Genomic DNA, 23,321 nt, shown 5'->3' with positions numbered 1-23,321 from the left:
GACCCCCGCCTGACAGACCCCCGGCTGCCGGACCCCGAGTCCGGCAGCCGGGATCTGCGAGAGCCCACCACACACCGCTGTGCCCGCCTCCCTTCCCCGGAGGCGGGCACAGCCTTTTTCGGCACGCCACTCGCGTGTTCGAACATATGTGCTAATCTGTTCGCGATCGCACCGCTATCAGCGTTGAAAATGCATCTGAACTGCGGGTATTCAGATTGCCCCGGAATGCCGCCCGATCCGAATCCGGGCCACCGGCAATCAGATCACCGCCCGAGCGACAGGGATCCGAGTGAAAGTGCACTACACATCGAAGAACATCGCGGCGACCGCCCTGCGCGATCCGTCCCCGCTGCCTATCCTGCACGAGAATGACTGCACCACAACACATTCGCGCTACACCGCCGTGTTCTACCGGAAGTGGGCGCAACATCTCTCGGAGCTGCACGCCCCGCGGCGCGCCCTCGATTCCGGGCAACCCGCCACGATCATGAATACTCCCGTCATACCCTGGATATCTTCCCCACCAGCACATTCCGTTGAATCGGAGATCCCGGGAATGATCGAAATGGGCCCCCCACACCCGCTCGGCGACGACCACCGTGAATCCTTCTGGCGCAGAGTCGGGTGGTCACCCGATCTGCCGGAGCCCGAACGCGAGGTCATCGAGGCTCGCTGGGACGACGAATCCATCGATATGGCAGAGATTTTCGGCTGGTGATCGACCGGAACCGCTCAGCGCGGAGCGTGCAGCGCCGTGTGCAGGGTGGCCGCCCACTGCTGGACGATGTCCTTGCGGCGCAGTGAGTCGTCGGTGAGGACATCGGCCAGACCGAGGCCGCGCGCCATGTCGAGGGTGGCCTGAACCAGGTGGTGCGCCACCGGATCGGAGTCGTCGACGCCCAGCGCGTCCACGGCCATGCGGTGCGAGATCCGCCCGAACCGGGCCTCGAGCGGCATGATGCGTTCGCGCAGCGCCTGGTCGGCGGCGGCATGGGTCCACACCTGCAGCGCCGCCTTGAACAGCGGACTGGTGTAGGACTCGACGAGCCCGGCGACCACCGCCTCGGTGCGGGCCGAGCCCTCGGCCACCTCGGAGGTGGCCAGTGCGTCCGCCTTGGCCTGATCCATCCGGGTGTCGAACATGTACTCGAGGGCGGCGGTGATCAGATCCTCGCGGGTGGGGAAATGATGCTGCGCCGCGCCACGCGACACCCCCGCGCGTTCGGCGACCACGGCGACCGTCGCCGCTGCCCAGCCCGTCTCGGCCAAGCAGTCGATGGTCGCCTCCAGCAGCCGCTGCCGGGTGGCCCGGCTGCGGTCCTGCTTGGGTTCGTGGGGTGTCGCCATGACGGCTATTCTGCCCAGCTCGGCGGGCGGCGCTGCATGAAGGCCGTGATGCCCTCGATCACCTGCGGGGTGCCGAAGAAGCTCGCCGATCGTTTGGCCAGGTCCTCGGCCGAACGATCGAAGGCCGCGAGCAGCTCCCCGTTTACCAGTTGCTTGGCCTCGGCCAGGCCCTGCGGCGAGCCCTTGCGGAGCTCGCCGAGCAGGCGCGCGGTCTCGGCGACGGGATCCTCCGCGGCCACCGTGACGAGGCCGATCCGTTCGGCCTCGGCGGCGTCGAAGGTCTCGCCGGTCTGGAAGTACCGGGCCGCCGACCGTCCCGTCATGCGCGGCAGCAGCGTCAGCGAGATCATGAACGGCGCCAGCCCGATTCGCACCTCGGTGAGGGCGAAACTGCTGCCGCGCCCCGCGATCACCAGATCACAGGCGGCGATGATGCCCATACCGCCCGCGCGCACATTGCCGTCGACCCGCGCCAGCACCGGCTTGGGCATGACGAGGATGTCGCGCAGGACCGAGATCATCCACCGGGTGCGGATGTCGGCCGCCGCCGCCGGGTCGGCGTCCACGGCCTCCTTGAGATCCGCACCCGCGCAGAAGGTGTTGCCGGTGTGCGCGAGCACCACCCCGCGCACCGCGTCGTCGCTCGCCGCCCGCTCGAGACCGGCCAGCAGCTCGGTCACCAGCCGCGAGGACAGCGCATTGCGGTTGTGCGGCGAATCCAGCGTCAGCACGGCGAAGCCGTCGTCCTGCACCTCGTAGCGTACGAACGGCGCGTCGGTGGTGGTGTCACTCATCGAAACTCCCGAATCTCAGTACGAGCGGGGCAGGCCCAGCGAATGCTGGGCGACGAAGTTGAGGATCATCTCGCGGCTGACCGGAGCGACCCGGGCGATGCGGGACGCGGCGAGCATGCCCGCCAGGCCCACATCGGAGGTCAGGCCGGCGCCGCCGTGCGTCTGGATGGCCTGATCCAGCGCCTTGATACTGGCCTCCGCCGCAGCGTATTTCGACATATTGGCGGCCTCGGCCGCGCCGAAGTCGTCACCGCCGTCGTACAGATGCGCGGCCTTCTGCATCATCAGCTTGGCCAGTTCGAGTTCGATCTTCACCTGGGCGAGCGGATGCGCGATGCCCTGGTGCGCACCGATCGGCGCGCCCTTCCACACCGTGCGCTCCTTGGCGTACGCGACGGCCTGGTCGATGGCGTAGCGGCCCATGCCGATCGCCATGGCCGCACCCATGATCCGCTCGGGGTTCAGGCCGGCGAACAGCTGCGCGATGGCGGCGTCCTCCTTGCCGACCAGCGCGGTCGCGGGCAGGCGCACATCGTCCAGGAACAGCGTGAACTGATTGTCCGGCTCGATGATGTCCATCTCCTGCTTCGTCTTCTCGAAGCCGGGGGCATCGACAGGCACGATGAACAGGGCGGGCTGCAGATTGCCGGTCTTGGCGTTCTCGGTGCGCGCCACGATCAGCACGGCCTCGGCCTGATCCACGCCCGAGATGTAGATCTTGCGGCCGTTGAGGATCCAGTCCTCGCCGTCGCGGCGGGCGGTGGTGGTGATCTTGTGCGAGTTGGAGCCCGCGTCCGGCTCGGTGATGCCGAAGACCATCTTCGAGGATCCGTCGGCCAGCTTGGTCAGCCAGTACCGCTTCTGATCCTCGGTGCCATACTTGCTGATGATGGTGCCGCAGATGGCGGGTGACACCACCGCGAGCAGCAGCCCGCAGCCCTGCGCGGACAGTTCCTCCTGCACCAGCGCGAGCTCGTAGATGCCCGCGCCACCGCCGCCGTACTCCTCGGGCAGGTTCACGCCCAGGAAGCCGAGTTTGCCCGCCTCGTTCCACAATTCGTCGAACGGTTCGTTGCGGCGCGCCTTGGGTCCGGCGTAGTCGCGGAAGTTGTACTTGGCGGCGAGCTTGCGGACCGCTTCCCGCAGCGCCTTCTGCTCGTCGGTTTCGATGAAGCTCATCTGCCTACTCCTGACCTTCGCTGTCTTCTGAATGGACCACGGCGAGCACGGCGCCGACTTCGACCTGCTGTCCGGCCGTCACATTGAGTTCGGAGAGGACACCCGCGGCGGGCGCGGCGATGGTGTGCTCCATCTTCATCGCCTCCAGCCACAGGATCGGCTGCCCCTTCTCGACCCGATCGCCGACCGCCGCACCCAGTCGGATGACCGAGCCCGGCATGGGGGCCAGCAGTGAGCCCTCGGCCACCTGATCGGCGGGATCCTCGAACCGGGGCAGACGACGCAGGGCCACCGGCCCGAGCGGGGAATCGACCGCGACCAGATCGCCGTAGCGGGCGATGCGGAAGGTGCGGCGCACCGCGCCCCGCTCCCCCGGCACCGACAGGCTGACCGAATCCGGTGTGGCGTCGAGCAATTCGAGTCCGTCGAAGCCCTCGACCGCGAGGCCGTCGCGGCCGATCGTGTAGCGCACCTCGTGCTTGCCGCTCAGGCGGCTGTCATAGGACTTGGACTGCGGCTGTGACGGGAGGTTGCGCCAGCCCGAGGGCAGCCCGCGACCGATGCGGGCGGTACGCCGGTTGGCGGCGGCGTCGGCCAGAGCGGCGGCCACGATGGACAGTTTCTCGTCGTTCTCGGAAACCAGTGGCGCCGAAAGCTTGTCGAGACCGTGGGTGGCGAAGAAGGCGGTGTCGGTATCGCCCGCCAGGAACGCCGGGTGCCGCAGCACCCGCACCAGCAGATCGCGGTTGGTGACCAGCCCGTGAATCTCCGCGCGGGCCAGCGCCGAGGCCAGCAGATGCGCGGCCTCGTCCCGCGTCTCGGCGAAGGAGATGACCTTCGAGAGCATCGGGTCGTAGTGCACGCCGACCACCGAACCGTCCACCACGCCGGTGTCCAGGCGCACGCCCGGCTCGGTCAGAACGGTGAATTCGCCTGTGGTGCCCGGGATATCGAGCTTGTGCACGGTGCCGGACTGCGGCTGCCAGTCCTGCGCCGGATCCTCGGCGTACAACCGCACCTCGATGGAGTGCCCGCGCATCCGCGGCTGCTCGGCGGGCAGCGGACGGCCCGCGGCCACCTGCAACTGCAGGCGCACCAGATCCAGCCCGGTGACCTGCTCGGTGACCGGATGCTCCACCTGCAGACGGGTATTCATCTCCAGGAAGAAGAACTCGCCCTTCTCGTCGGCCAGGAATTCGACCGTGCCCGCGCCCTCGTAGCCGATCGCCTCGGTGGCAAGGGTGGCCGCCTCGAACAGCCGAGCCCGCATGCTCGCTCCGCCGGCCACGGCGTCGATCTTCTCGACCAGCGGGGACGGAGCCTCCTCGACGACCTTCTGATGCCGCCGCTGGATCGAGCACTCGCGCTCGCCCACCGCCCACACCGTGCCGTGGGTGTCGGCCATGACCTGCACCTCGATATGACGACCGGTCTCCAGGTAGCGCTCGCAGAACACGGTCGGATCACCGAAGGCGGAGGCGGCTTCGCGCTGTGCGGCCTCGATCTGGTCGGTGAGCTCGGCCAGCTCGCGCACCACGCGCATTCCCCGCCCGCCGCCACCGGCCGACGCCTTGATCAGCACCGGCAGCATGTCGGCGGTGACCTCGGCGGGATCCAGCTGCTTCAGCACCGGCACCCCGGCCGCGTCCATCATCTTCTTGGACTCGACCTTGGAGCCCATCTGCTCGATGGCGGTGACCGGCGGGCCGATCCAGATCAGCCCGGCGGCCTGCACGGCCTTCGCGAATTCGGCGTTCTCGGACAGGAATCCGTATCCGGGGTGGATCGCGTCGGCGCCGGCGGCCAGCGCGGCCTCGATGATCAGTTCGGCGCGCAGGTAGGTCTCACCGGGGGTGTTGCCCGGAAGGCGAACGGCCGCATCGGCCTCCGCCACATGCGGGGCGTTCGCGTCGGCGTCGGAGTAGACCGCGGTGGTCGCGATGCCCATGCGACGGCAGGTGGCGAACACCCGTCGGGCGATCTCGCCACGATTGGCGACCAGAACGTTGTCTATTTCCATTTCTGGCCTCACATCCGGAAGACGCCGAAGCCCTCGGCGCCCTTGATCGGGGAATTGTGAATGGCGGACAGGGCCATTCCCAATACCGTGCGGGTGTCGCGCGGGTCGATGACGCCGTCGTCGTACAGGCGGCCCGACATGAACATGGGCAGCGATTCGGCCTCGATCTGCGCCTCGATCATGGCGCGCAGGCCGGCGTCCTGCTCCTCGTCGAACGGGATTCCGCGCGCCTCGTTGGCGGCCCGGCCCACGATGGAGATGACGCCCGCCAGCTGCGCACCGCCCATGACGGCGGATTTGGCGCTGGGCCAGGCGAACACGAAGCGCGGATCGTAGGCGCGACCGCACATGCCGTAGTGGCCCGCGCCGTAGGACGCGCCCATCAGCAGCGAGATGTGCGGGACCTTGGAGTTCGACACCGCGTTGATCATCATCGCGCCGTGCTTGATGATGCCCTTCTGCTCGTACTCCTTGCCGACCATGTAGCCGGTGGTGTTGTGCAGGAACAACAGTGGGGTGTTCTTCTGATTGGCCAGCTGGATGAACTGGGCCGCCTTCTGCGCCTCCTCGGAGAAGAGCACGCCGCGGGCGTTGGCCAGAATGCCGACCGGATATCCGTGCAGCTCGGCCCATCCGGTGACCAGGCTGGAACCGTAGAGCGGCTTGAACTCGTCGAAGTCCGAGCCGTCCACCACGCGGGCGATGACCTCGCGCGGATCGAACGGGATCTTGAGGTCGCCCGGGACGATGCCGACCAGCTCCTCCTGGCTGTGCAGCGGCTCGATCACCTCCGCGAGCGGGCGCGGGGCCGGGCCCTTCTTCTCCCAGTTCAGGCGCCGAACGATGGAGCGGCCCAGGCGGATCGCGTCCTGCTCGTCCACGGCCAGGTAGTCCGCGAGTCCCGAGGTGCGCGCGTGCATCTCCGCGCCGCCGAGGGATTCGTCGTCGGACTCCTCACCGGTGGCCATCTTGACCAGCGGCGGGCCGCCCAGGAACACCTTGGAGCGCTCCTTGATCATGACCGTGTAGTCGGACATGCCGGGGATGTACGCGCCGCCCGCGGTCGAGTTGCCGAAAACCAGTGCGATGGTGGGGATTCCGGCCGCCGAGAGCCGGGTCAGATCCCGGAACATCCGGCCGCCGGGGACGAAGACCTCTTTCTGCGTGGGCAGATCCGCGCCGCCGGACTCCACCAGGCCGATGACCGGCAGGCGGTTCTCCAGCGCGATGTCGTTCATGCGCAGGTTCTTGCGCAGCGTCCACGGGTTCGAGGTGCCGCCGCGCACGGTCGGATCGGGCGCGACGATCATGCATTCGACGCCCTCCACGATGCCGATGCCCGCGATCACGCTCGCGCCGACGTGGAAGTCGCTGCCCCAGGCCGCCAGCGGGGCCAGCTCCAGGAACGGCGAATCCTCGTCCAGCAGCAGTTCGATCCGCTCGCGCGCGGTCAGCTTGCCGCGCTTGCGATGCCGCGCCATCTTGTCGGGTCCGCCGCCCGCGATGTTCTTCGCGTATTCGGCTTCGACCTCGGTCAGTTTGGCCGTCATCGCCTCGGCGGCGGCCTGATAGTCCGCCGACTTCGGATCCACGGAGGTGCGCAGAATGCTCAAGACTGGTACCCCAATCGTTTGGCCGCAAGGCTGGTCAGGATCTCGTTGGTGCCGCCGCCGATACCCAGGATGCGCACATCCCGGTAGTGCCGCTCGACCTCGGACTCACGCATGTAGCCCAGGCCGCCGAACAGCTGAACAGCTTGGTGCGCGACCCATTCGGCGGTCTCCACCGCGGTGTTCTTGGCGAAGCACACCTCGGCGATCAGATCGGTCTCGCCGCGGGCGGCGCGCTCGGCCAGCGCGTGGGTGTACACCCGGGCGACGTCGATGCGGCGCGCCATCTCCGACAGCGTGTTCTGCACCGCCTGGCGGCTGATCAGCGGGCGGCCGAAGGTCTCACGGTCGCGGGTCCACCGCAGGGTCAGATCCAGGCAGCGCTGCGCATGCCCGTAACCCTGCACGGCCAGACCCACCCGCTCGCTCACGAAAGCCTGTGCGATCTGGGCGAATCCGCTGTTCTCCGGGCCGACCAGGTTCGACACCGGCACCCGCACGTCGACGTAGGACAGTTCGGCGGTGTCCGAGCACAGCCAGCCCATCTTCTCGAGCTTGCGGCTGACCGTGAACCCGGGCGTGCCCTTCTCGACCACCAGCAGCGAGACGCCACTCGCGCCGGGACCGCCGGTGCGCACCGCCGTCACCACGTAGTCCGCGCGCACACCCGAGGTGATGAACGTCTTGGACCCGTTCACGATGAACTCGTCGCCCTCGCGCACCGCGGTCGTGCGCAGATGCCCGACATCCGAACCGCCGCCCGGCTCGGTGATGGCCAGCGAACCGATCTTCTCGCCCGCCAGGGTCGGCTTCACCCAGCGCTCGATGTGCTCGGCGTTGCCCGAGGCGATGATGTGCGGCACGGCGATGCCGCAGGTGAACAGGGAGGCGAAAAGACCGCCCGAACCGCCCGCGTAGTGCATCTCCTCGGCCACGATGGCCGCGTCGATGCCGTCGCCGCCGGAACCGCCCGCGGCTTCGGGGAACTGGATGCCGAGCAGCCCCAGCGCGCCCGCCTTCTTGTGCAGATCGCGCGGGAGTTCACCCTCCCGCTCCCAGTCGTCGAGGTGGGGCAGCACCTCTCGCTCCACGAAACCGCGCACGGTGGCGCGCAATTCGCGACGCTCGGGCGTCTGCCAGGGGTTCACGTACTCGGCGCTCATGCCGCCTCGTTCCCTTCCGCGAGGCGCAATCCTCGCCGGTCATCTTCTCGCCCGTCAGGCCCGCAGTCGCGCGCTCGGGAATCAATTCCGCTGGTACCCGGGGATTTCCGCGAAGATCCGGACGGGACCGGCGGGGCGGGGCGTGCCCCGCGCACCGGCCGGCCGAGCCCGCTCACGGAAGCAGCTCCACGGGAATGTCGATGTGCCGGGCGCGGAGCCATTCCCCGAGCCCCTTGGCCTGCGGATCGAAGCGGGCCTGGTAGGCCACGCCCTCCCCGAGCAGGCCTTCGACGATGAAGTTCAGCGCGCGCAGATTCGGCAGTACGTGCCGGGTGACGGTCAGCTTCGCCGTTTCGGGCAGCAGCAGGCGCAGCTCGTCGACCGTCAGGGCGTGCACCAGCCAGCGGTACTGCTCGTCGGTGCGCACCCAGACGCCGATATTGGCATTGCCGCCCTTGTCGCCGCTGCGGGCCAGCGCGATGGCGCCGAGCGGGACTCGGCGGGTCTCGCCTCGCGGAAGCGGTTGCGGCAGGGCGGGTTCGGGCACCTCGGCGAGCGCGAGCGTCTCGGCGGACGGTGCGATCTCGACCCGGCTCCCGTCGGGCAGCACGGCGATGTGCGGAACCCGGTGCGCGTCCACGTATCCGGGCTTGAAGACGCCGTAGGGAGCGCCGTTGCCGGGCAGCGAGGTGAGCGAGAAGCCGGGGAAGCTGGCGAGCGCCAATTCCACCGCGACGCTGGAGAAGCCGCGGCCGACCTTGTTCGGGTCCGGGTCGCGCACCACGCAGCGAAGCAGGGCGCTGGCCTGCTCCTCGGTCTCGGCGTCCGGCCGATCCAGGCGGGCCAGGGACCATTCCAGCTGAGCGGGGCGCACCGGCAGCCAACTCTCCAGCTGCTGTTGCGCCAGTTGGGCTTTGGCCTCGATATCGAGACCGGTGAGCACGAATTCCATCTCGTTGCGGAAACCGCCGAGGGTATTGAGCGACACCTTCAACTGCGGCGGCGGGGCCTCGCCGGTGACACCGCTGATCAACACCCGGTCCGGGCCCTGCTGCGTGAGCGCGATGGTGTCCAGGCGGGTGGTGACGTCCGGGCCCGCGTAGCGCGCGGTCTGGATCTCGTACATGAGCTGGGCTTCCACCGTGTCCACGGTGACCGCGCCGCCGGTTCCGGCGTGCTTGGTGATCACGCTGCTGCCGTCGCGGCGCACCTCGGCGATCGGGAAGCCCGGGCGGCCCAGATCCGCGATCTCGGTGAAGAAGGCGAAATTGCCGCCGGTGGCCTGGGTCGAGCATTCGATGACGTGACCCGCGACCACCGCGCCCGCGAGGGCGTCGAAATCGGTTCGGCTCCAGCCGAAGTGGGCGGCGGCCGGGCCGACGACCAGTGCGGCGTCGGTGACGCGGCCGGTCACCACCACATCCGCGCCCGCGTTCAGCGCCTCGGCGATGCCCCAGGCGCCCAGGTACGCATTGGCCGTCAGCGGCGTTCCGAGTCCCAGCTCCTGCGCGCGCGGCAGCAGGTCGTCACCCGCCACGTAGGCGATCTTCGGAGTGAGACCGAGCTTCTCGGCCACCTCCCCCAGGCGCTGCGCCAGGCCCGCCGGGTTCAACCCACCGGCATTGGCCACGATGCGCACGCCCTGCTCGAGGGCGAGGCCGAGATTGTTCTCCAGCTGGCGCACGAAGGTCTTGGCGTAGCCGAGGTTCGCGTCCTTCATACGGTCGCGGCCCAGGATCAGCATGGTGAGCTCGGCGAGATAGTCGCCGGTGAGCACGTCGAGCTGCCCGCCCTCGAGCATCTCGCGCATGGCGCTCATGCGATCGCCGTAGAACCCCGAACAGTTGCCGATCCGAATGAGCTCCGCGTCGTCGGCGAGCTGACTCATCACTGGGCCTCCCTGGTGCGCACCCGAGTCCGGCGGCTGCTTCGCCGCGGGTCGCCATAAGGGTCACATTGCCCCTGAAAAAAATCAAGCCTGCGTGCTTGTTAATTTGCGGCGACTCGCCGGACCCCCGCGTGACGCCCCCGGGAACCTCGGGAAAGAGACCAGGCACACTTGACGCGTGTCCAAAGACGTACCCGTGATCCTGCTGCTGGCCATAGCCGGTTTCCTCTTCGGCGGCGCCTGGTCCACCTGGAAGAACACCAGGCCGCTCGCCATCGCACTCGCGGTCTGCGGAGTGCTAGCGGCGGCGGCCTCGATCCTGTGGTTGATATAGCTTTCGGGGGCCTTGGCCCCTAGTCGGCGTCCAGGCGGAAGATCCGCAGGTCTTCCGGGACTCCGCTCAGCGGCGCGGCGAAGAAGCTCCGGCGGTAGGGCTTGACGGCGAAGCCGAGGTCCTCGAGGGTTTCCGGGCTCAGGGATTCCAAAGTGGCGGCCGAGAGCATGGTGTTGCCGTTGCCGCCCGCCTCCATGACACGGGCCGCGATGGTGACGTCCAGGCCGAGCCAGTCGCCGCCGATCTCGCGCGGGGTGCCGGTGTGCAGGCCCATGCGCATCTGGGGGCAATACCCGTCGATGGAGACCGTGGTCAGGTTTTCCTTGGCGGCGACCGCGGCGCGGACCGCGCGGTCCGCCGTGGGGAACACGGCCATCACGCCGTCGCCCATGCGCTTGATGACCTGACCGCCGCGATCCACGATCGGCGGCTCGATCGCCTTGGCGACGCGGCGCAGCAGTTCCAGGGTCTGTTCGTCACCGGCGGCCAGCGACCAACTGGAGAAGGCCACCAGGTCGGTGAACATGATGGTGATCTCGGCGTTGCCGCGGCCCTTGCCGACCCGCTCCAGCATGGCCTGCCACACCTGCAGCGCGCCGAGGCCCAATTCCCGAGCGGCACTGGGGGAATCGCCGACCAGCTTGTCCGCGGCCCGCGCCACCGCGCGAGCGCCGCCGGGACCGGACACCGACAGCGGATCCCCGAAGGCGGGGTCGCCGGGCAGGTTCTCGCGCGCCTTGCGGATCACGCCGATCAGATCCCCGCGCTGATTCGCCGCGGAGACCAGGGAGGACAGTTGCCCCGGAAAACGACGACGGCCGCCCTCGGCTCCGTCCGGATCCGGGTGCAGTTCGGTGGGGGTCAGGGGGATCACCAGGTCGGGGTCGATACGGGACTCCCGCGACGCGGTTCCGTTCGCATCCTTCGACCGGCCGCGATCGGTCCCCAGACCTTCGCTGCGGGACTCGCGAGGCCCTTCGGAACGGCTCTTGCCCGATTCCGCACGTGTCTTGCCCTTGCCGGCGGACTTCGCGGCGTCGGAACGGGCCTTGGCCGCATCGGAACGCGCCTTGGCCGCATCGGAGCGGGCCTTGCGAGACCCTTCGGCGTTGGATCTGCCGGGGGCAGGCTCACCGCCGTCGGAGGGTCGTTCGCTCACGCCCAGAGCGTATCCCAGCCTCTTGTCATCGAGTGGATTAATGATTGCCACCTGGACACCTACCTATCGGTCCGTGCGGCCACAGCGCTGGGCCCGCCGATCGTTCGAGTGTTTTGGTTGCTGCCGCGATGCTACCCACGGCCGGGCGGAACCGGCCAGATGTTTCCGGCTCCGAGCGAGAGTATTCACAAACTCTTATCGTTACGCCGCGTTGCTTTACATCGCGGGTTCGGCGCTGTTGCTCCGCACCCGGATATGACATCGGCCCGATACGGAAATCCGTATCGGGCCGATGTACCGCCGACCGGGCAGTGGCCGACGATCCCGGGCAGGGTCTCTAGGCGTCGCGCTTGTTCAGCGTGACGAGGGCGGCTCCGAAGATGATCAGGACGATCACCGCGAAGTACACCAGGCTCCCCCACGGACCCCAGTGCCAGTTGGCACTCGAATCCCGCTGGGTGAAGAACCGGTTCGCATTCTGGAAGGGCAAGAAGGGAGCGACATTACGACCGAAGCTACCGAACGCGCCGAGCAGCGATTCCAGTACCAGCGGCCACAACACGATGACCGAGATGGCCGCCGCGGACTGCCGCAGCAGCACACCGATGCCGATCGCGAACATGACGCACAGAAGAGCATAGATCGGCACGCCGAACAGAGCACGCCAGGCTGCCTCACCGGAGAGTTCCAGGCCCGGAGCGGCCCCGTAGATGGCACGGCTGATCAGGTAGGCGACCACCGACAGCACCGCGGTCAGCACGGCGGCGTAGACCGCCAGCAGACCCGTCTTGATCCCGATGACCTTGGTTCGCTGAGGAGTAGCCAGAAAGGTGGTCCGGATGATGCCGAAGCGGTATTCGCTGGTCACCGAGAGCGTCGCCATGATCATCAGCACCAGCACGCCGAAGCCGCTGACACTGACCACGGCGGTGCTGATGTCGAAGTCCGGAATGTCGGTGTTATTGGTCTTGCCCGACCGGGACGTGGCCGCGATGAGCACGGACATGCCCAGGGCCAGTGCGACCACGATCGCCGAGCACCACCACGGGGACCGGGTCGAGGTGAGTTTGATACGTTCCGCTGCCAATACGCCCATCAGAGCGCACCTCCCATCACCTGGTCGAAGCCTTCGCCGTGGTATTCCACAGCGCCACCGGTCATTCGCATGAACGCTTCCTCGAGCGAGGCGCGCTGCGGCGCGAGCTCGTAGAGCGTGATGTCGTTGGAGCCGGCCAGTTTTCCGACCGCGTCACTCGTGACGCCCGCGACCACCAGCGCCGGACCGGCCGAGTCCGCGCCCTCCTCGCGCACGGTCATACCGTTCGAGGTGAGCAGGCTGCGCAGCTGATCCAGCTGCGGACTGCGTACCCGTACGGACTGCTCCGAGGCCTTCTCTATGAAGTCCTTGGTGCTGATGTCCGAGATCAACCGGCCACGGCCGATCACGATGAGATGCTCTGCGGTCAAAGCCATTTCCGAGAGCAGGTGGCTCGACACCAGCACGGTGCGGCCCTCGGCGGCCAGGCGCTGCATGAAGCGGCGGATCCAGAGGATGCCCTCCGGATCGAGGCCGTTGACCGGCTCGTCGAACAGCAGGACCTGCGGATCGCCCAGCAGCGCGCCCGCCAGACCGAGACGCTGGGACATACCGAGGGAGAACCCGCCGGCGTTCTTGTTGGCCACCTCCGAGAGGCCGACCAGTCGCAGCACCTCCTCCACGCGGGAAGCGGGTAGATCATTGGACGCCGCCATCCAGCGCAGGTGGGCGCGCGCCGAGCGGTTCGGATGCACCCACTTGGCGTCCAGCAGCGAGCCGACCTTCTCCAGTGGACGGGTCAGTTCGCGATACGGAGTGCCGTCGATGAGCGCGGTGCCGGAGGTCGGTTCGTCCAACCCCAGGATCATCCGCATGGTCGTGGACTTACCCGCCCCGTTCGGGCCGAGAAAGCCGGTCACCTGCCCCGGACGGACCGAGAACGACAGATCCGACACTGCGACGGTCTGCCCGTAGTGTTTCGTCAGGCCCCTCAGTTCGATCATGCTGCCCAGTCTTCCCGATTCGGCCGCCGCGCACTATCGCCCAGAGGTCGCGCGTCCGCTCCTCCTCGAGGATGACCTCGTCGAGGGGATGTCAGAGGGCTTACCCCGAACCCTGTCGGCCGCTGATCAGAAGCTTTCTCGGGGTCACCAACGAGATTCCAACGGTCCACTAACGGCCGAGGTCACGGCAGCGGGCCGCGACGAGCACGATCGGCCGACGGGACCGGACGGGTGGCGGCGCGCCCGTCTCGCGTCGCCGACGACGACTCAGAGTGCGGGCGAGGAGGCCTGCGCCCAGAAACGCTTGGGAATGCGACCGGCCTGCCGGGCCAGGCGACCGGCCTCGACCGCGTGCGCCATGGCCGTGGCCATCACGGCGGGCTGACGGGCGCGGGTGACGGCGGTGGCGAGCAGGACTGCGGCGCAACCCAATTCCATGGCCAGGGCGGCATCGCTGGCGGTGCCTATACCGGCGTCCAGGATCACCGGAACCCCGGCGTCCGCGACGATCATCTCGATATTGTGCGGATTGCTGATCCCCAGACCGGTGCCGATCGGCGAACCCAGCGGCATCACCGCCGCGCAGCCGATGTCCTCGAGCCGGCGGGCCAGCACCGGATCATCGGTGGTGTACGGCAGCACGATGAAACCGTCGTCCACCAATTGCTCTGCGGCGTCGACCAATTCGATGGCGTCGGGCAGCAGGGTGCGCTCGTCGGCGATGACCTCCAGCTTCACCCACTCGGTTTCCAGGGCCTCGCGGGCCAGGCGCGCGGTGAGCACGGCCTCGGCCGCGCTGCGGCACCCGGCGGTATTGGGCAGCGGGGCGATCTGCAGCTTTTTCAGCAGATCCAGCACTCCGGTGCCGCCCGCGGCGTCCACCCGGCGCATGGCGACGGTGGTCAGCTCGGTCCCGGAGGCGAGCAGAGCCTCCTCGAGAACCGTCAGGTTGTCCGCGCCGCCGGTACCCATGATCAGGCGCGAACCGAACTCGCGGCCCGCGATGACCAGCGGATCGGCCGGGCTAGCCACCCTGCACCGCCGTCAGGACCTCGATCTCCCAGCCGCGTTCGACCGGCTCGTCCCAGCGCGACTTCGGGAACACCGCGCCGTCCACCGCCACGGCCACGCCCTTGCACGGCAGGTTCAGGCCCGCCAGCAACTCGTGCACCGTGGGGGCAACCGGAAACGTATGGTCCTCACCGTTGACGGTGATGCCGACCGGACTCGCACTCATCGAACTCCTCCTGGGGAAAACATTGCGGCGGTAGACGACTGCCGCGCCGCGGCGGTAGACGACTGCCGCGCCGCAGCGGTAGGCGACTGCCCGGTCGCGGCGGTGGACGACTGCCCGGTCGCCGCCGTGGAATCGCGTCCGGCGGCGTCGGAGCCATCGGGCGATGTCGCCCCACCGGACGGTGGGATGCCGAACCGAGCCGGATCGGCGGCTCGGGCCTCGGGCAGCACCTCGCCCTCGAGCAGGGCCAGCACCGCGTCCGCGGTCACCGGCACGCCGAGAATCCCGTTGCGACCGTGCCCGGTCGCGGCGATCACCCGATCATCGAGATATCCGATCAACGGCAGATTGTCCGGCGACCCCGGGCGCGAACCCGCGATCGCCTCCGCGAACTCGTACTCACCGATACCCGGAAACACCGTCTCCGCATCGGAAATCAGATCCCGCACCCCGGCCACCGTGACCGCGGTATCGAATCCCGCCTCGTATTGTGTCGCGCCCAGCACGATCCCGTCACCACGCGGCACAAGATATATAGGACGGCCGTGCACGCGGGCCCGCACCACGTGCACAGGTGCAGCGGGTGCACTCGGGCGACGACGCAGTCGCAGGATCTCCCCCTTGACCGGGCGCACCGGCAAGCCGGGCCACAGCTCGGCGGACGCGGCGCCGGCCGCCAGCACGATCCGATCGTGCGGCAGATCCCCGAGACTCCGAGTCGGGGGCGCGGGCGCCGGATCGGCGTGATCCTCCTCGCCCGCGCAAGGCACGATGCGGTCGGAACCGAACCGCACCCCGGCGGCCGCGCAGGCGGCGCGCAGCGCGGTCACCACGAGGCGGTTGTCCACGGCGGGTTCGGTCCGAGCGAGCAACCCGGCACGGACGACGCGGCTCAGGCCGGGCTCGAGTTCACGCACACCGGCACGGTTCAGGAGCCGGAGCGGCTCGCCCTCGGCGCCTCGCACCTCGCGCGTGTTGACCCAGTCTGCGATGGTGCGCAGGTCGGTGGCGTCGGCGGAGTCCAGGGCGACGGTGAGGGTTCGGTCGGCGACGAAGACGTCGGTGCCGGTGCGAGTGCGGAGGTCGGCGGCGAAGCGGGGCCAGCGGGCCAGGGCGGCGGCGCCGAATTCGAGGACCTCGTCCTCGCCGGGCCAGCCTTCCGAGAGCGGGGCCAGCATGCCGCCGGCCACCCAGGAGGCCCCGGATCCGATCGCCGGGTCGAACAGCGTGACGGTCCAGCCGGATTCGGCGGCACGCCATGCCACCGACAGCCCGATCACGCCGCCGCCGACGACGGCCAGAGTCCGCATTGCTTCCACCTCACTCCCCGGGGCCGACCCCGGGGAACAGCCTGTTCTCCACGCGAAACCCGCATCCGCCGGACGGGTTTCCCGCCCGCCTCCGGAACCGATCGGAGCCGGGCCGTCGCGGTGCCGGACCGCCGGGTGGGAGCCGCGCTCTCGGAATCGGACGATCCGGACCCACTTCGGGGGTCGTGCACGAACGTGTCACGCGTCTCGCGCGTCGTCGTTCGCTTCGCGCTATCCACGGTAGCGCGGCTACCGTTGAGCTCGTGCAACCCTCCCACCCGAACCGGCCGGCTCCACCCAGGGAACGCCTGGCTCACGCCCGGCTGTACCTGTGCACGGACGCCCGCCGGGAGCGTGGCGACCTCGCCGAGTTCGCCGAGGCCGCGCTCGCGGGCGGTGTCGACATCATTCAGCTGCGCGACAAGGGTTCGCCCGGCGACAAGCAGTTCGGACCGCTCGAGGCCAAAGCCGAACTCGGCGCGCTCGCCGAACTGAAGGCCGCCGCGCGACGGCACGGTGCCATGGTCGCGGTGAACGATCGCGCCGATATCGCGCTCGCCGCCGGAGCGGACGTGCTGCACCTGGGCCAGGGTGACCTGCCGCCCTGGTACGCACGCCGCATTCTGGGGCCCGACGTGGTGATCGGCCGCTCCACCAACAACCGCGCGCAGGCCGGTCTCGCCGCCATCGACGAGCACCTCGACTACTTCTGCACCGGTCCGGTCTACGCCACCCCGACCAAGCCCGGCCGCCAAGCCGCCGGACTGGAGCTGGTCCGCTCCACCGCCGACTCGCACCCCACCCGCCCCTGGTTCGCCATCGGCGGCATCGACGACGAGCATCTGTCCGAGGTCCTCACCGCCGGCGCGACCCGAATCGTGGTGGTACGAGCCATCACCGAGGCCCGCAACCCCGAAGCCGCGGCCCGCGCACTCAAGCAGCGAGTGCTCGACAGCGCCTCCTGAACACCGGGAACACTGCTGGATCACCCGGGGTCGTCCGGCCCCGACTCTGTCACGCGGCGAATTCGTGGGGCGCGGGACTCGCCGGCGCCGCCGAGGCAGCACCCGTGCCCCGCGCACTCCCGATTCGGCGCACACCGGGCAATCCACAACCGTCCACAGACCCACGCCCGCGAACTAGCGCCGCGGCCCCCGACTTTCTGACATCAGGTCCGCCCCGAGGGCCGCCGCACCACCGCGCTCCCCACCGAAGCCGATGGGACAGCACGGATTTCGGCCGAGGACCTCGCGGTGGTGATCCTCGACGAACTCGAATCTCCCGGCACGCGAAACACGTCACCGTCGCCCACTGAGGGGTTCACACGAGTCAGGAGTAGAGCTGGACGAACCGTTCCAGGGAGCGTTCGATGTCCCCGCGCAGGGCCTTGGCCACGGCCGAGCCGATCGGGCCGAAGAGGGGCGCGCCGCCGAGTTCGATGTCGGCGGCGACCTTGGAGCCGGAGGCGGCGGGGGCGACGCGCAGTTCGATTCCGAACTTGGTGCCGCCGATGCCCGCGCCGCTCAGGACCAGGCGGTGCGGCGGCTCGGCCGTTTTGACGGTCCAGTTGACCCGGTTGCGGAAGCCCTTGACGGTGGCGACTCCGGCCAGGCGGGTGCCCGCGGTCAGTTCCTCCGGGACGGTGCCGCGCCAGCCCTCGTGCAGGGTGAGCCAATCACCCAGCTCGGAGAGGTTGGAGGCGTGCGCCCACGCTTGTGCGGGGGCGATGGGTACATCGACGGAAACCTTCAGTTTGGCCACTCGCGGATACTAACCGTTACAGGTTGTCTCAGTGATCCGCGGGCGGGTGGGCTCGCCCACACTGCGCCCGATCCAGGCTCGGCTACCGGCGCCGAGCCGGAGCAGCCGAACCGGTATCGAGCCCCTCGGGCGGCTGATCGGAGTCGGCCCGGATCTCAGGGCAGGGGGTCCAGGCGAATGGGGACGCCGTTGAGGTTGGACATTCCCGCCAGGGGCTCCACGTCGGCGAGGTCCGAGGACATCAGGTCGTTCACATTGGCTCCGCCGGCCGCGTTCGCGCGCTGCCAGCCGCCACGATGCCCCCAGCCGTGCGGGATGGCGACCGCGCCCTCGGTCATATCCTCGGTGAGGCGGGCGACGACCTCGATCACGCCGTGCCGGGAGGTCACCCGGCAGCGATCGCCGTCGGAAATACCCGACTGCGCGGCGTCTTTGGGATTGATCCGGGCGGCGTGCTCGCGATCGCCGCGCATCAGCGGTTCCACGTTGTGCATCCAGGAGTTGTGTGACTTCAACTCGCGCATGCCGATCACCCGCAGCGGGTATTCCGGATCCACGATCGGCGCCGTGAGATCACGCAGTTCGGCGATGATCTCGGCGGGAGCCGCCTGCACCCGGCCACCCCTGTGCTGCACGATCTCTCGCAGCACCCCCGTGGTGATGCCGTCGGCCAGCACCACACCGTGCGGATGACGCCGCAGCATCTTCAGACTGATCCCACCGGGGCGTAGACCGAAGCGATCCCCGTAGGGCCCGGTACGCAGGGCGAGATCGACGATCAGCCGTGGCGTGGGACGAACCGATCCGCCGCCGGGAACACGTCGTCGCAGCGCGCTCAGCACCCGCCCGGCCGCGCGGGCCGGGCCGATCACGAAGGGCTGCACGCCGATTCGGGTCGCGATGTCGTCGATGATCCGCCATTCCTCGCGCGCCTCACCGGCGGGTTCGAGGACCCGCTCGGTGTACTGCGTGTACGGCGTCGGGGAGAGCGCGGTGAAGGGCAGCGGAATATCGTCCCGCTCCAGGAAGGTGGTGGCAGGCAGGATGTAGTCGGCGGCGCGGTTGGTCTCGGTCACGTACAGGTCGATCGACACAAGCAGATCCAATTGCCGCATGGCGTCGGACAATTCGCGGCCGTTCGGCACCGAGGAGACCGGGTTGCCCGCCGAGGTGAACAGCGCGCGCAACTGACCGGGACCCGGCGTGGTGATCTCCTTGGCCATGACGGCCGCCGGGAATGTGCCCAGCACATCCGGGAATCCGCCTACGCGGGAACGGTTCTTGCCGTAGCCGATCAGCCCGAGCCGCGCGTTGAGCTGGGACACCGCCACCAGCTCCTTACCGAATACCGAGCCGCCGGGCGCGTCCAGGTTGCCGGTCACCAGGGCCAGCGCGTCGATGAGGAAGGCGACCAGCGTGGCATGGCGGCCGAGGCAGGTGCCGGTGCGGCCGTATACGGCGGCCGAGCGCGCACCAGCCAGATCGCGAGCCAGGGCGCGCACCCGATCGGCTTCGAGGCCGGTCACCGCGGCGGTCGCCTCGGGCGTGAATCGGCGTACCGCGTCCCGTAATTCGCGTATGCCCGATGCCTGTCGGCGCAGGGCGTTCGCGTCGTCCAAGCCCTCCTCGAAGATCACCTGCAGCAGCGCGGCCAGCAGCCAGGCGTCCGCGTCGGGCCGCACGCCGACGTGCTCGAACAGTTGCGCCGTCTCGGTCCGGCGCGGATCGACCACCACCACCCGCCCGCCGCGCTTGGTGATCGCGGTGAGCTTCTCGCGCACGCGCGGCACACTGACCGCACTGCCGTGCGAGACAACCGGATTCGCGCCGATCATCAGCAGGAAGTCGGTGCGGTCCAGGTCCGGCACCGGGACCGAGGTCATCGAACCGTAGAGCAGCTGGCTGGCCACGAACCGGTTGTTGATGTCCTGCGAGCCGGCCGAGTACATGTGCCGGATGCCGGCGGCCAGCTGAAATCCGACCAGCCACAGCGTATGCGAGTAGGAGAACGACGACGGATTGCCGAAGTACCAGCCCAGGCTCTCGCGCCCGTGCGCATCGATGATCGCCCCGAGCCGGGCGCCGATGTCCCGCAGCGCCTCGTCCCACGACACCCGCTCGAACTCACCGTCCGGGGTGCGGCGCAGCGGATACAGCACGCGATCGGGATCGTTCTGGATCTCGGTGAACGCGATCCCCTTCGGACAGGCGTTCCCGCGCGAGAGCGGATGCTCCTTGTCCGCGCGCAGGCGAATCAGCTTGCCGTCCTCGACGGTGGCGATCAGCCCGCAGAGCGGTTCGCAGATCCGGCAGTACGTGGGCACCTCGCGCGTTGTCACGCCCTCAAGACAACACCTGAGCCAGGGTGAGGAACAACACATTTCCGGTCAGATCCGGGGCGGCGGCGGGCGTCTCGGGTTCGCCGATCCGGGCGGTCCGGCCATCGCCGTCGCCGTTCGCCTGCAGCCAGAGGAAGCCGCCGGAGTCCAGATCCAGGGTGCGCGGCAACGCGGCCGCCACCGCCGCCGGATCGGGCAGACCGGCCAGGCTGACATGGGTCGGGGTGGCGCGCAGGGTGGGCCAGGCGGCCGCGAATCCCGGGTGCAGGGGACGACCGTCCACCTCGTCCTCGGGGACCCAGGCCAGTTCGGTGCTCTCGATATTGCCGCGGGTGCGCAGCGGGGCGGCCGCATCGGCGACGACGGTGGTGTAGGTCCAGCCGCTCGGCGCGACGGCGGTGACCCGGGAACCCCGGACCCGCAGGTCCCCCGCGGCGATGCCCGCTTCCTCCTCGGCCTCGCGAACCGCGGCGTGCACGGTGGACTCGTGCGAGTCGCGCGCGCCGCCGGGCAGCGCCCAGGTGCCGCCCTGATGACTCCACGCGGCGCGGTGCTGCAGCAGCACCGCCGATCCCCCACTCGAGAGCGGAGCGCGCAGCAACAGTCCGGCAGCACCGAAGCGGCCCCACTGGCGAGTGCCATCGGGGCTTTCCGACCAGCCGTCGCCGTCACCACGCATCGTTCACATCCCATCTTCGGCCCGAAGCACGAGCACGACGGGTGTTCCCGCGTCACGGCACCGATACGTCCACAATAAGCTCATCCGATATCAGTGAGTCGGTCGTCCGGTTTCGGCCAGTGGGAGGTGAGCATGGCTCGCACCGCGCAGTTGCGGCTCGATGAATTGTCGCCGCGCGCTGCCGCCGCGGCCTGGCGTGAACGCCTCGCCGGCACCGAAATGCGATTGTTCGCGCGCTCGTCACCAGCGAAATTGCTGGCGGTCGGGTTGGTCCTGCTGGGCATGTGCGTGGTGGCGGGCGTGGTCACCGCGACCGCGGTCGACAACCGCCAGCACGCCCTGGATGTGATTTCGGATCAGGCCGAGCCGGATGCGTATTCGGCCCAGCGGCTGTACACCTCGCTGTCGGTGGCGGACGCGTCGGCCGGAACGGCCTTCATCTCGGGCGGCCTCGAGCCCAAACCGGTGCGCGACCGCTACAACCAGGCGCTGGGCGAGGCCTCGGCCGAACTGGTGACCCAGTCCACTCGCAGTGACGGCGACGCGGATACCCATCTGCGCACCGGAATAGCCACTGGATTGCCGGTGTACAGCGGCATCGTGGAAACCGCTCGGGCCAACAACCGCGGCGGGCTCCCCGTCGGCGCGGCCTACCTGAGCGAGGCGTCCAATCTCATGCAGGCGACCATGCTGCCGATGGCCCAGGAACTGCAGGCGCACCGGGCCGCCGCCATCGCCGATACCCAGCACAATCAGGTGCGACCGCCGTGGTCGGCCATCGTGCTGCCGCTGCTGGCCGTGGCGGCTCTGATCGCGGCGCAGATGTTCCTGTTCCGGCACTGGAACCGGGTGCTGAACCCGGGTTTGCTGCTGGCGACGGCAACCATGGTGGTGCTGCTGTCCTGGACGGTGATCGCGGGCATCGTCTCGGCGGTCGCGACCACCGATTCACGGGACGCGGGCAGCGCGCCGATGGCCGCGCTCACCCAGAGCCGGATCCTGGCACAGCAGGCCCGCACCGCCGAAACCCTCAAACTCGTGCGCCGCGACACCGGTGCGGAGTACGACAGCACCTTCGATCAGGCCGTCAGCGAACTGAACCGCATCCTGTCCGGGTACTCCCCCGACGCACCGGGGGCCGCTGAGGTCACCACCGCGAGCAGCGCGCTGAGCAAGTGGCGGGCCGCGCATCAGCGGATGAACGACGCCGTCTCGCGCGGAGATCTCAACGGCGCGGCCGCGGTGGCCACCGGCGCGGGAGCCAACGAGGCGACCGCACAGGTGGACGCCCTGGACCGGGCGCTCGCGGACGGCATCGGCGACACCCGGAACGAGTTGCGCAGCAATACGTCCCAGGCCGCTCGCGCACTCGATCTGCTCACACCGGGCGCGCTGGTGCTCAGTACCGCGGCGGCCGTGTTCGTCGCGGTCGGCCTGTGGCCCCGACTACGGGAGTACCGATGAGCCCACGCACGCACTCTCCCGGCGCGTGGCGGTCCGCCGCCGTCATCGCCGCCGTCGCCGCGGTGGCCATGACCGCGGGCTGTGGCGACTCCCCGTCCAGCGCACCGCCGCCCACTCGGGCCCCCAGCTATGTCGAGCCACCCTTACCGTCGGGAGCCGTTGCGGCGCAGACACATCAGCCGCTGCCGCCCGAGTCCGACACCTGCGGTGATCCGACCGCCAGCCTCCGGCCCACCGGCGGCCGGGGCGGATCCGGCGTCGATGCCATTCGCTCGCGTGGACGACTGCTGGTCGGGCTGGATCCGGGCAGTAACCTGTTCAGCTTCCGCGACCCGATCACCGGCACGCTCGCCGGATTCGACGTGGACATCGCCCGCGAGATCGCCCGCGACCTGCTCGGGAATCCGGATCTGATCGAGTACCGCATCCTGGGTTCCGCGGACCGCGAACGCGCGCTGCAGGAGCACACGGTGGATGTGGTGGTCAAGACCATGACCATCACTTGTGAACGGCGGCAACGGGTCACCTTCTCCACCTCGTATCTGCAGGCGCATCAGCGGGTGCTGACCGTGCACGACTCCGGGATCAACGGACTCGCCGATCTGGCGGGCAAGCGGGTGTGCGTGGTGCCGGGCACCACGTCGCTGGACCGGATCCGCCGCGAGCAGCCCGCCGCGTCGATTCTCACCGTGCCCAGCTGGGCCGACTGCCTGGTGGTGCTGCAGCAGCGTCAGGTCGACGCCGTCAGCACCGACGACACCGTGCTGGCCGGGCTGGCGATCCAGGATCCGGTCACCGAGGTGGTGGGGCCGGATCTCAGCACCGAGCAGTACGGCATCGGAATCTCCAAGGGCGCGGACGATCTGGTGCGCCAGGTCAACGGCACGCTCGAGCGGATTCGCGGCGACGGCACCTGGAATCGCCTCTACGGCCGCTGGCTGGCCGGGCAGCTCGAGAATGCCGCCGTGCCGCCCGCACCGAGGTACCAGGACTGAGC

General features: G+C 69.1%; 21 protein-coding genes. 5 read left to right on the top strand and 16 right to left on the bottom strand.

The window, feature by feature from the left end; all coding sequences use genetic code 11:
• Nucleotides 1–556: 556 nt before the first annotated feature.
• Complete coding sequence (locus NJ1_RS39480; RefSeq protein WP_157574434.1) at nt 557–718, top strand: hypothetical protein; 162 nt, start codon at nt 557–559, stop codon at nt 716–718.
• A gap of 14 nt (nt 719–732) precedes the next feature.
• Here the strand turns inward: NJ1_RS39480 and NJ1_RS32725 are convergent, their stop codons facing one another.
• The 7 genes from NJ1_RS32725 to NJ1_RS32695 form a co-directional block, all read right to left on the bottom strand.
• Nucleotides 733–1,347 carry a TetR/AcrR family transcriptional regulator gene (locus NJ1_RS32725; protein WP_067702406.1) on the bottom strand — a complete coding sequence of 205 codons (615 nt, stop codon included), beginning with the start codon at nt 1,345–1,347 and terminating at the stop codon, nt 733–735.
• Between the two features lie 5 nt (nt 1,348–1,352).
• Nucleotides 1,353–2,141, bottom strand: a complete 789-nt coding sequence (locus NJ1_RS32720; RefSeq protein ID WP_067702403.1) for an enoyl-CoA hydratase family protein — start codon at nt 2,139–2,141, stop codon at nt 1,353–1,355.
• Between the two features lie 15 nt (nt 2,142–2,156).
• Complete coding sequence (locus NJ1_RS32715; RefSeq protein WP_067702400.1) at nt 2,157–3,320, bottom strand: acyl-CoA dehydrogenase family protein; 1,164 nt, start codon at nt 3,318–3,320, stop codon at nt 2,157–2,159.
• 4 nt (nt 3,321–3,324) lie between these two features.
• Complete coding sequence (locus NJ1_RS32710) at nt 3,325–5,340, bottom strand: acetyl/propionyl/methylcrotonyl-CoA carboxylase subunit alpha (RefSeq protein WP_067702396.1); 2,016 nt, start codon at nt 5,338–5,340, stop codon at nt 3,325–3,327.
• 8 nt (nt 5,341–5,348) lie between these two features.
• Nucleotides 5,349–6,953: an acyl-CoA carboxylase subunit beta gene (locus NJ1_RS32705; protein WP_067702393.1), complete on the bottom strand. Its 1,605-nt coding sequence runs from the start codon at nt 6,951–6,953 to the stop codon at nt 5,349–5,351.
• On the bottom strand, nt 6,950–8,098 hold the full coding sequence (locus tag NJ1_RS32700) for an acyl-CoA dehydrogenase family protein (protein WP_067702428.1): 1,149 nt from the start codon (nt 8,096–8,098) through the stop codon (nt 6,950–6,952). The genes NJ1_RS32705 and NJ1_RS32700 overlap by 4 nt, the downstream gene beginning before the upstream one ends.
• A gap of 187 nt (nt 8,099–8,285) precedes the next feature.
• Nucleotides 8,286–10,001, bottom strand: a complete 1,716-nt coding sequence (locus tag NJ1_RS32695; RefSeq protein WP_067702390.1) for an acyclic terpene utilization AtuA family protein — start codon at nt 9,999–10,001, stop codon at nt 8,286–8,288.
• 178 nt (nt 10,002–10,179) lie between these two features.
• On the opposite strand from NJ1_RS32695, the gene NJ1_RS39885 reads away from it, so the two are divergent.
• Complete coding sequence (locus NJ1_RS39885; protein WP_169813234.1) at nt 10,180–10,335, top strand: CG2302 family histidine operon protein; 156 nt, start codon at nt 10,180–10,182, stop codon at nt 10,333–10,335.
• 19 nt (nt 10,336–10,354) lie between these two features.
• On the opposite strand, the gene NJ1_RS32690 is transcribed toward NJ1_RS39885, so the two are convergent.
• From NJ1_RS32690 to thiO, 6 genes are all read right to left on the bottom strand, one after another.
• The gene (locus NJ1_RS32690; protein WP_422615801.1) at nt 10,355–11,122 is read right to left on the bottom strand and encodes an adenylate/guanylate cyclase domain-containing protein; all 768 of its coding nucleotides are present in this window, start codon (nt 11,120–11,122) and stop codon (nt 10,355–10,357) included.
• Nucleotides 11,123–11,831: 709 nt separating this feature from the next.
• Nucleotides 11,832–12,590: a DUF2705 family protein gene (locus NJ1_RS32685; RefSeq protein WP_067702387.1), complete on the bottom strand. Its 759-nt coding sequence runs from the start codon at nt 12,588–12,590 to the stop codon at nt 11,832–11,834.
• Nucleotides 12,590–13,534 (bottom strand): ABC transporter ATP-binding protein, encoded by a 945-nt coding sequence (locus NJ1_RS32680; RefSeq protein WP_067702384.1) that lies wholly within the window; start codon nt 13,532–13,534, stop codon nt 12,590–12,592. The genes NJ1_RS32685 and NJ1_RS32680 overlap by 1 nt, the downstream gene beginning before the upstream one ends.
• Nucleotides 13,535–13,801: 267 nt before the next feature.
• Entirely contained in the window at nt 13,802–14,566 is a 765-nt protein-coding gene (locus tag NJ1_RS32675; protein ID WP_067702380.1) for a thiazole synthase, read from the bottom strand.
• A complete protein-coding gene (thiS, locus tag NJ1_RS32670) occupies nt 14,559–14,771 on the bottom strand; it encodes a sulfur carrier protein ThiS (RefSeq protein WP_067702377.1) in 213 nt (70 codons plus the stop codon). The genes NJ1_RS32675 and thiS overlap by 8 nt, the downstream gene beginning before the upstream one ends.
• A complete protein-coding gene (gene thiO / locus NJ1_RS32665) occupies nt 14,768–16,081 on the bottom strand; it encodes a glycine oxidase ThiO (protein WP_067702375.1) in 1,314 nt (437 codons plus the stop codon). Before thiO ends, thiS begins: the two co-directional genes overlap by 4 nt.
• 263 nt (nt 16,082–16,344) lie before the next feature.
• Here thiO and thiE point away from each other — a divergent pair, with 263 nt between their 5' ends.
• On the top strand, nt 16,345–17,046 hold the full coding sequence (thiE, locus tag NJ1_RS32660; protein ID WP_067702372.1) for a thiamine phosphate synthase: 702 nt from the start codon (nt 16,345–16,347) through the stop codon (nt 17,044–17,046).
• A gap of 364 nt (nt 17,047–17,410) precedes the next feature.
• Here the strand turns inward: thiE and NJ1_RS32655 are convergent, their stop codons facing one another.
• The 3 genes from NJ1_RS32655 to NJ1_RS32645 all read right to left on the bottom strand — a co-directional run bounded on the left by NJ1_RS32655 (nt 17,411) and on the right by NJ1_RS32645 (nt 20,860).
• Nucleotides 17,411–17,842, bottom strand: coding sequence for a type II toxin-antitoxin system Rv0910 family toxin (locus NJ1_RS32655; protein ID WP_067702369.1), 432 nt, complete (start codon nt 17,840–17,842; stop codon nt 17,411–17,413).
• Nucleotides 17,843–17,997: 155 nt separating this feature from the next.
• Complete coding sequence (locus NJ1_RS32650; RefSeq protein ID WP_067702366.1) at nt 17,998–20,181, bottom strand: molybdopterin-containing oxidoreductase family protein; 2,184 nt, start codon at nt 20,179–20,181, stop codon at nt 17,998–18,000.
• A 4-nt stretch (nt 20,182–20,185) separates the two neighbouring features.
• The gene (locus NJ1_RS32645) at nt 20,186–20,860 is read right to left on the bottom strand and encodes an NUDIX domain-containing protein (protein ID WP_067702362.1); all 675 of its coding nucleotides are present in this window, start codon (nt 20,858–20,860) and stop codon (nt 20,186–20,188) included.
• Between the two features lie 132 nt (nt 20,861–20,992).
• Here NJ1_RS32645 and NJ1_RS32640 point away from each other — a divergent pair, with 132 nt between their 5' ends.
• Both NJ1_RS32640 and NJ1_RS32635 read left to right on the top strand, forming a co-directional pair.
• Nucleotides 20,993–22,324: a GlnX family signal transduction membrane protein gene (locus NJ1_RS32640; RefSeq protein WP_157574432.1), complete on the top strand. Its 1,332-nt coding sequence runs from the start codon at nt 20,993–20,995 to the stop codon at nt 22,322–22,324.
• Nucleotides 22,321–23,319: a glutamate ABC transporter substrate-binding protein gene (locus tag NJ1_RS32635; RefSeq protein ID WP_067702356.1), complete on the top strand. Its 999-nt coding sequence runs from the start codon at nt 22,321–22,323 to the stop codon at nt 23,317–23,319. Before NJ1_RS32640 ends, NJ1_RS32635 begins: the two co-directional genes overlap by 4 nt.
• Nucleotides 23,320–23,321 lie beyond the last annotated feature (2 nt).

The organism is Nocardia jejuensis NBRC 103114 (assembly GCF_001613145.1).
GTDB classification, from domain to species: Bacteria; Actinomycetota; Actinomycetes; order Mycobacteriales; family Mycobacteriaceae; genus Nocardia; species Nocardia jejuensis.
This window is presented reverse-complemented; position numbering and strand designations above follow the sequence as displayed.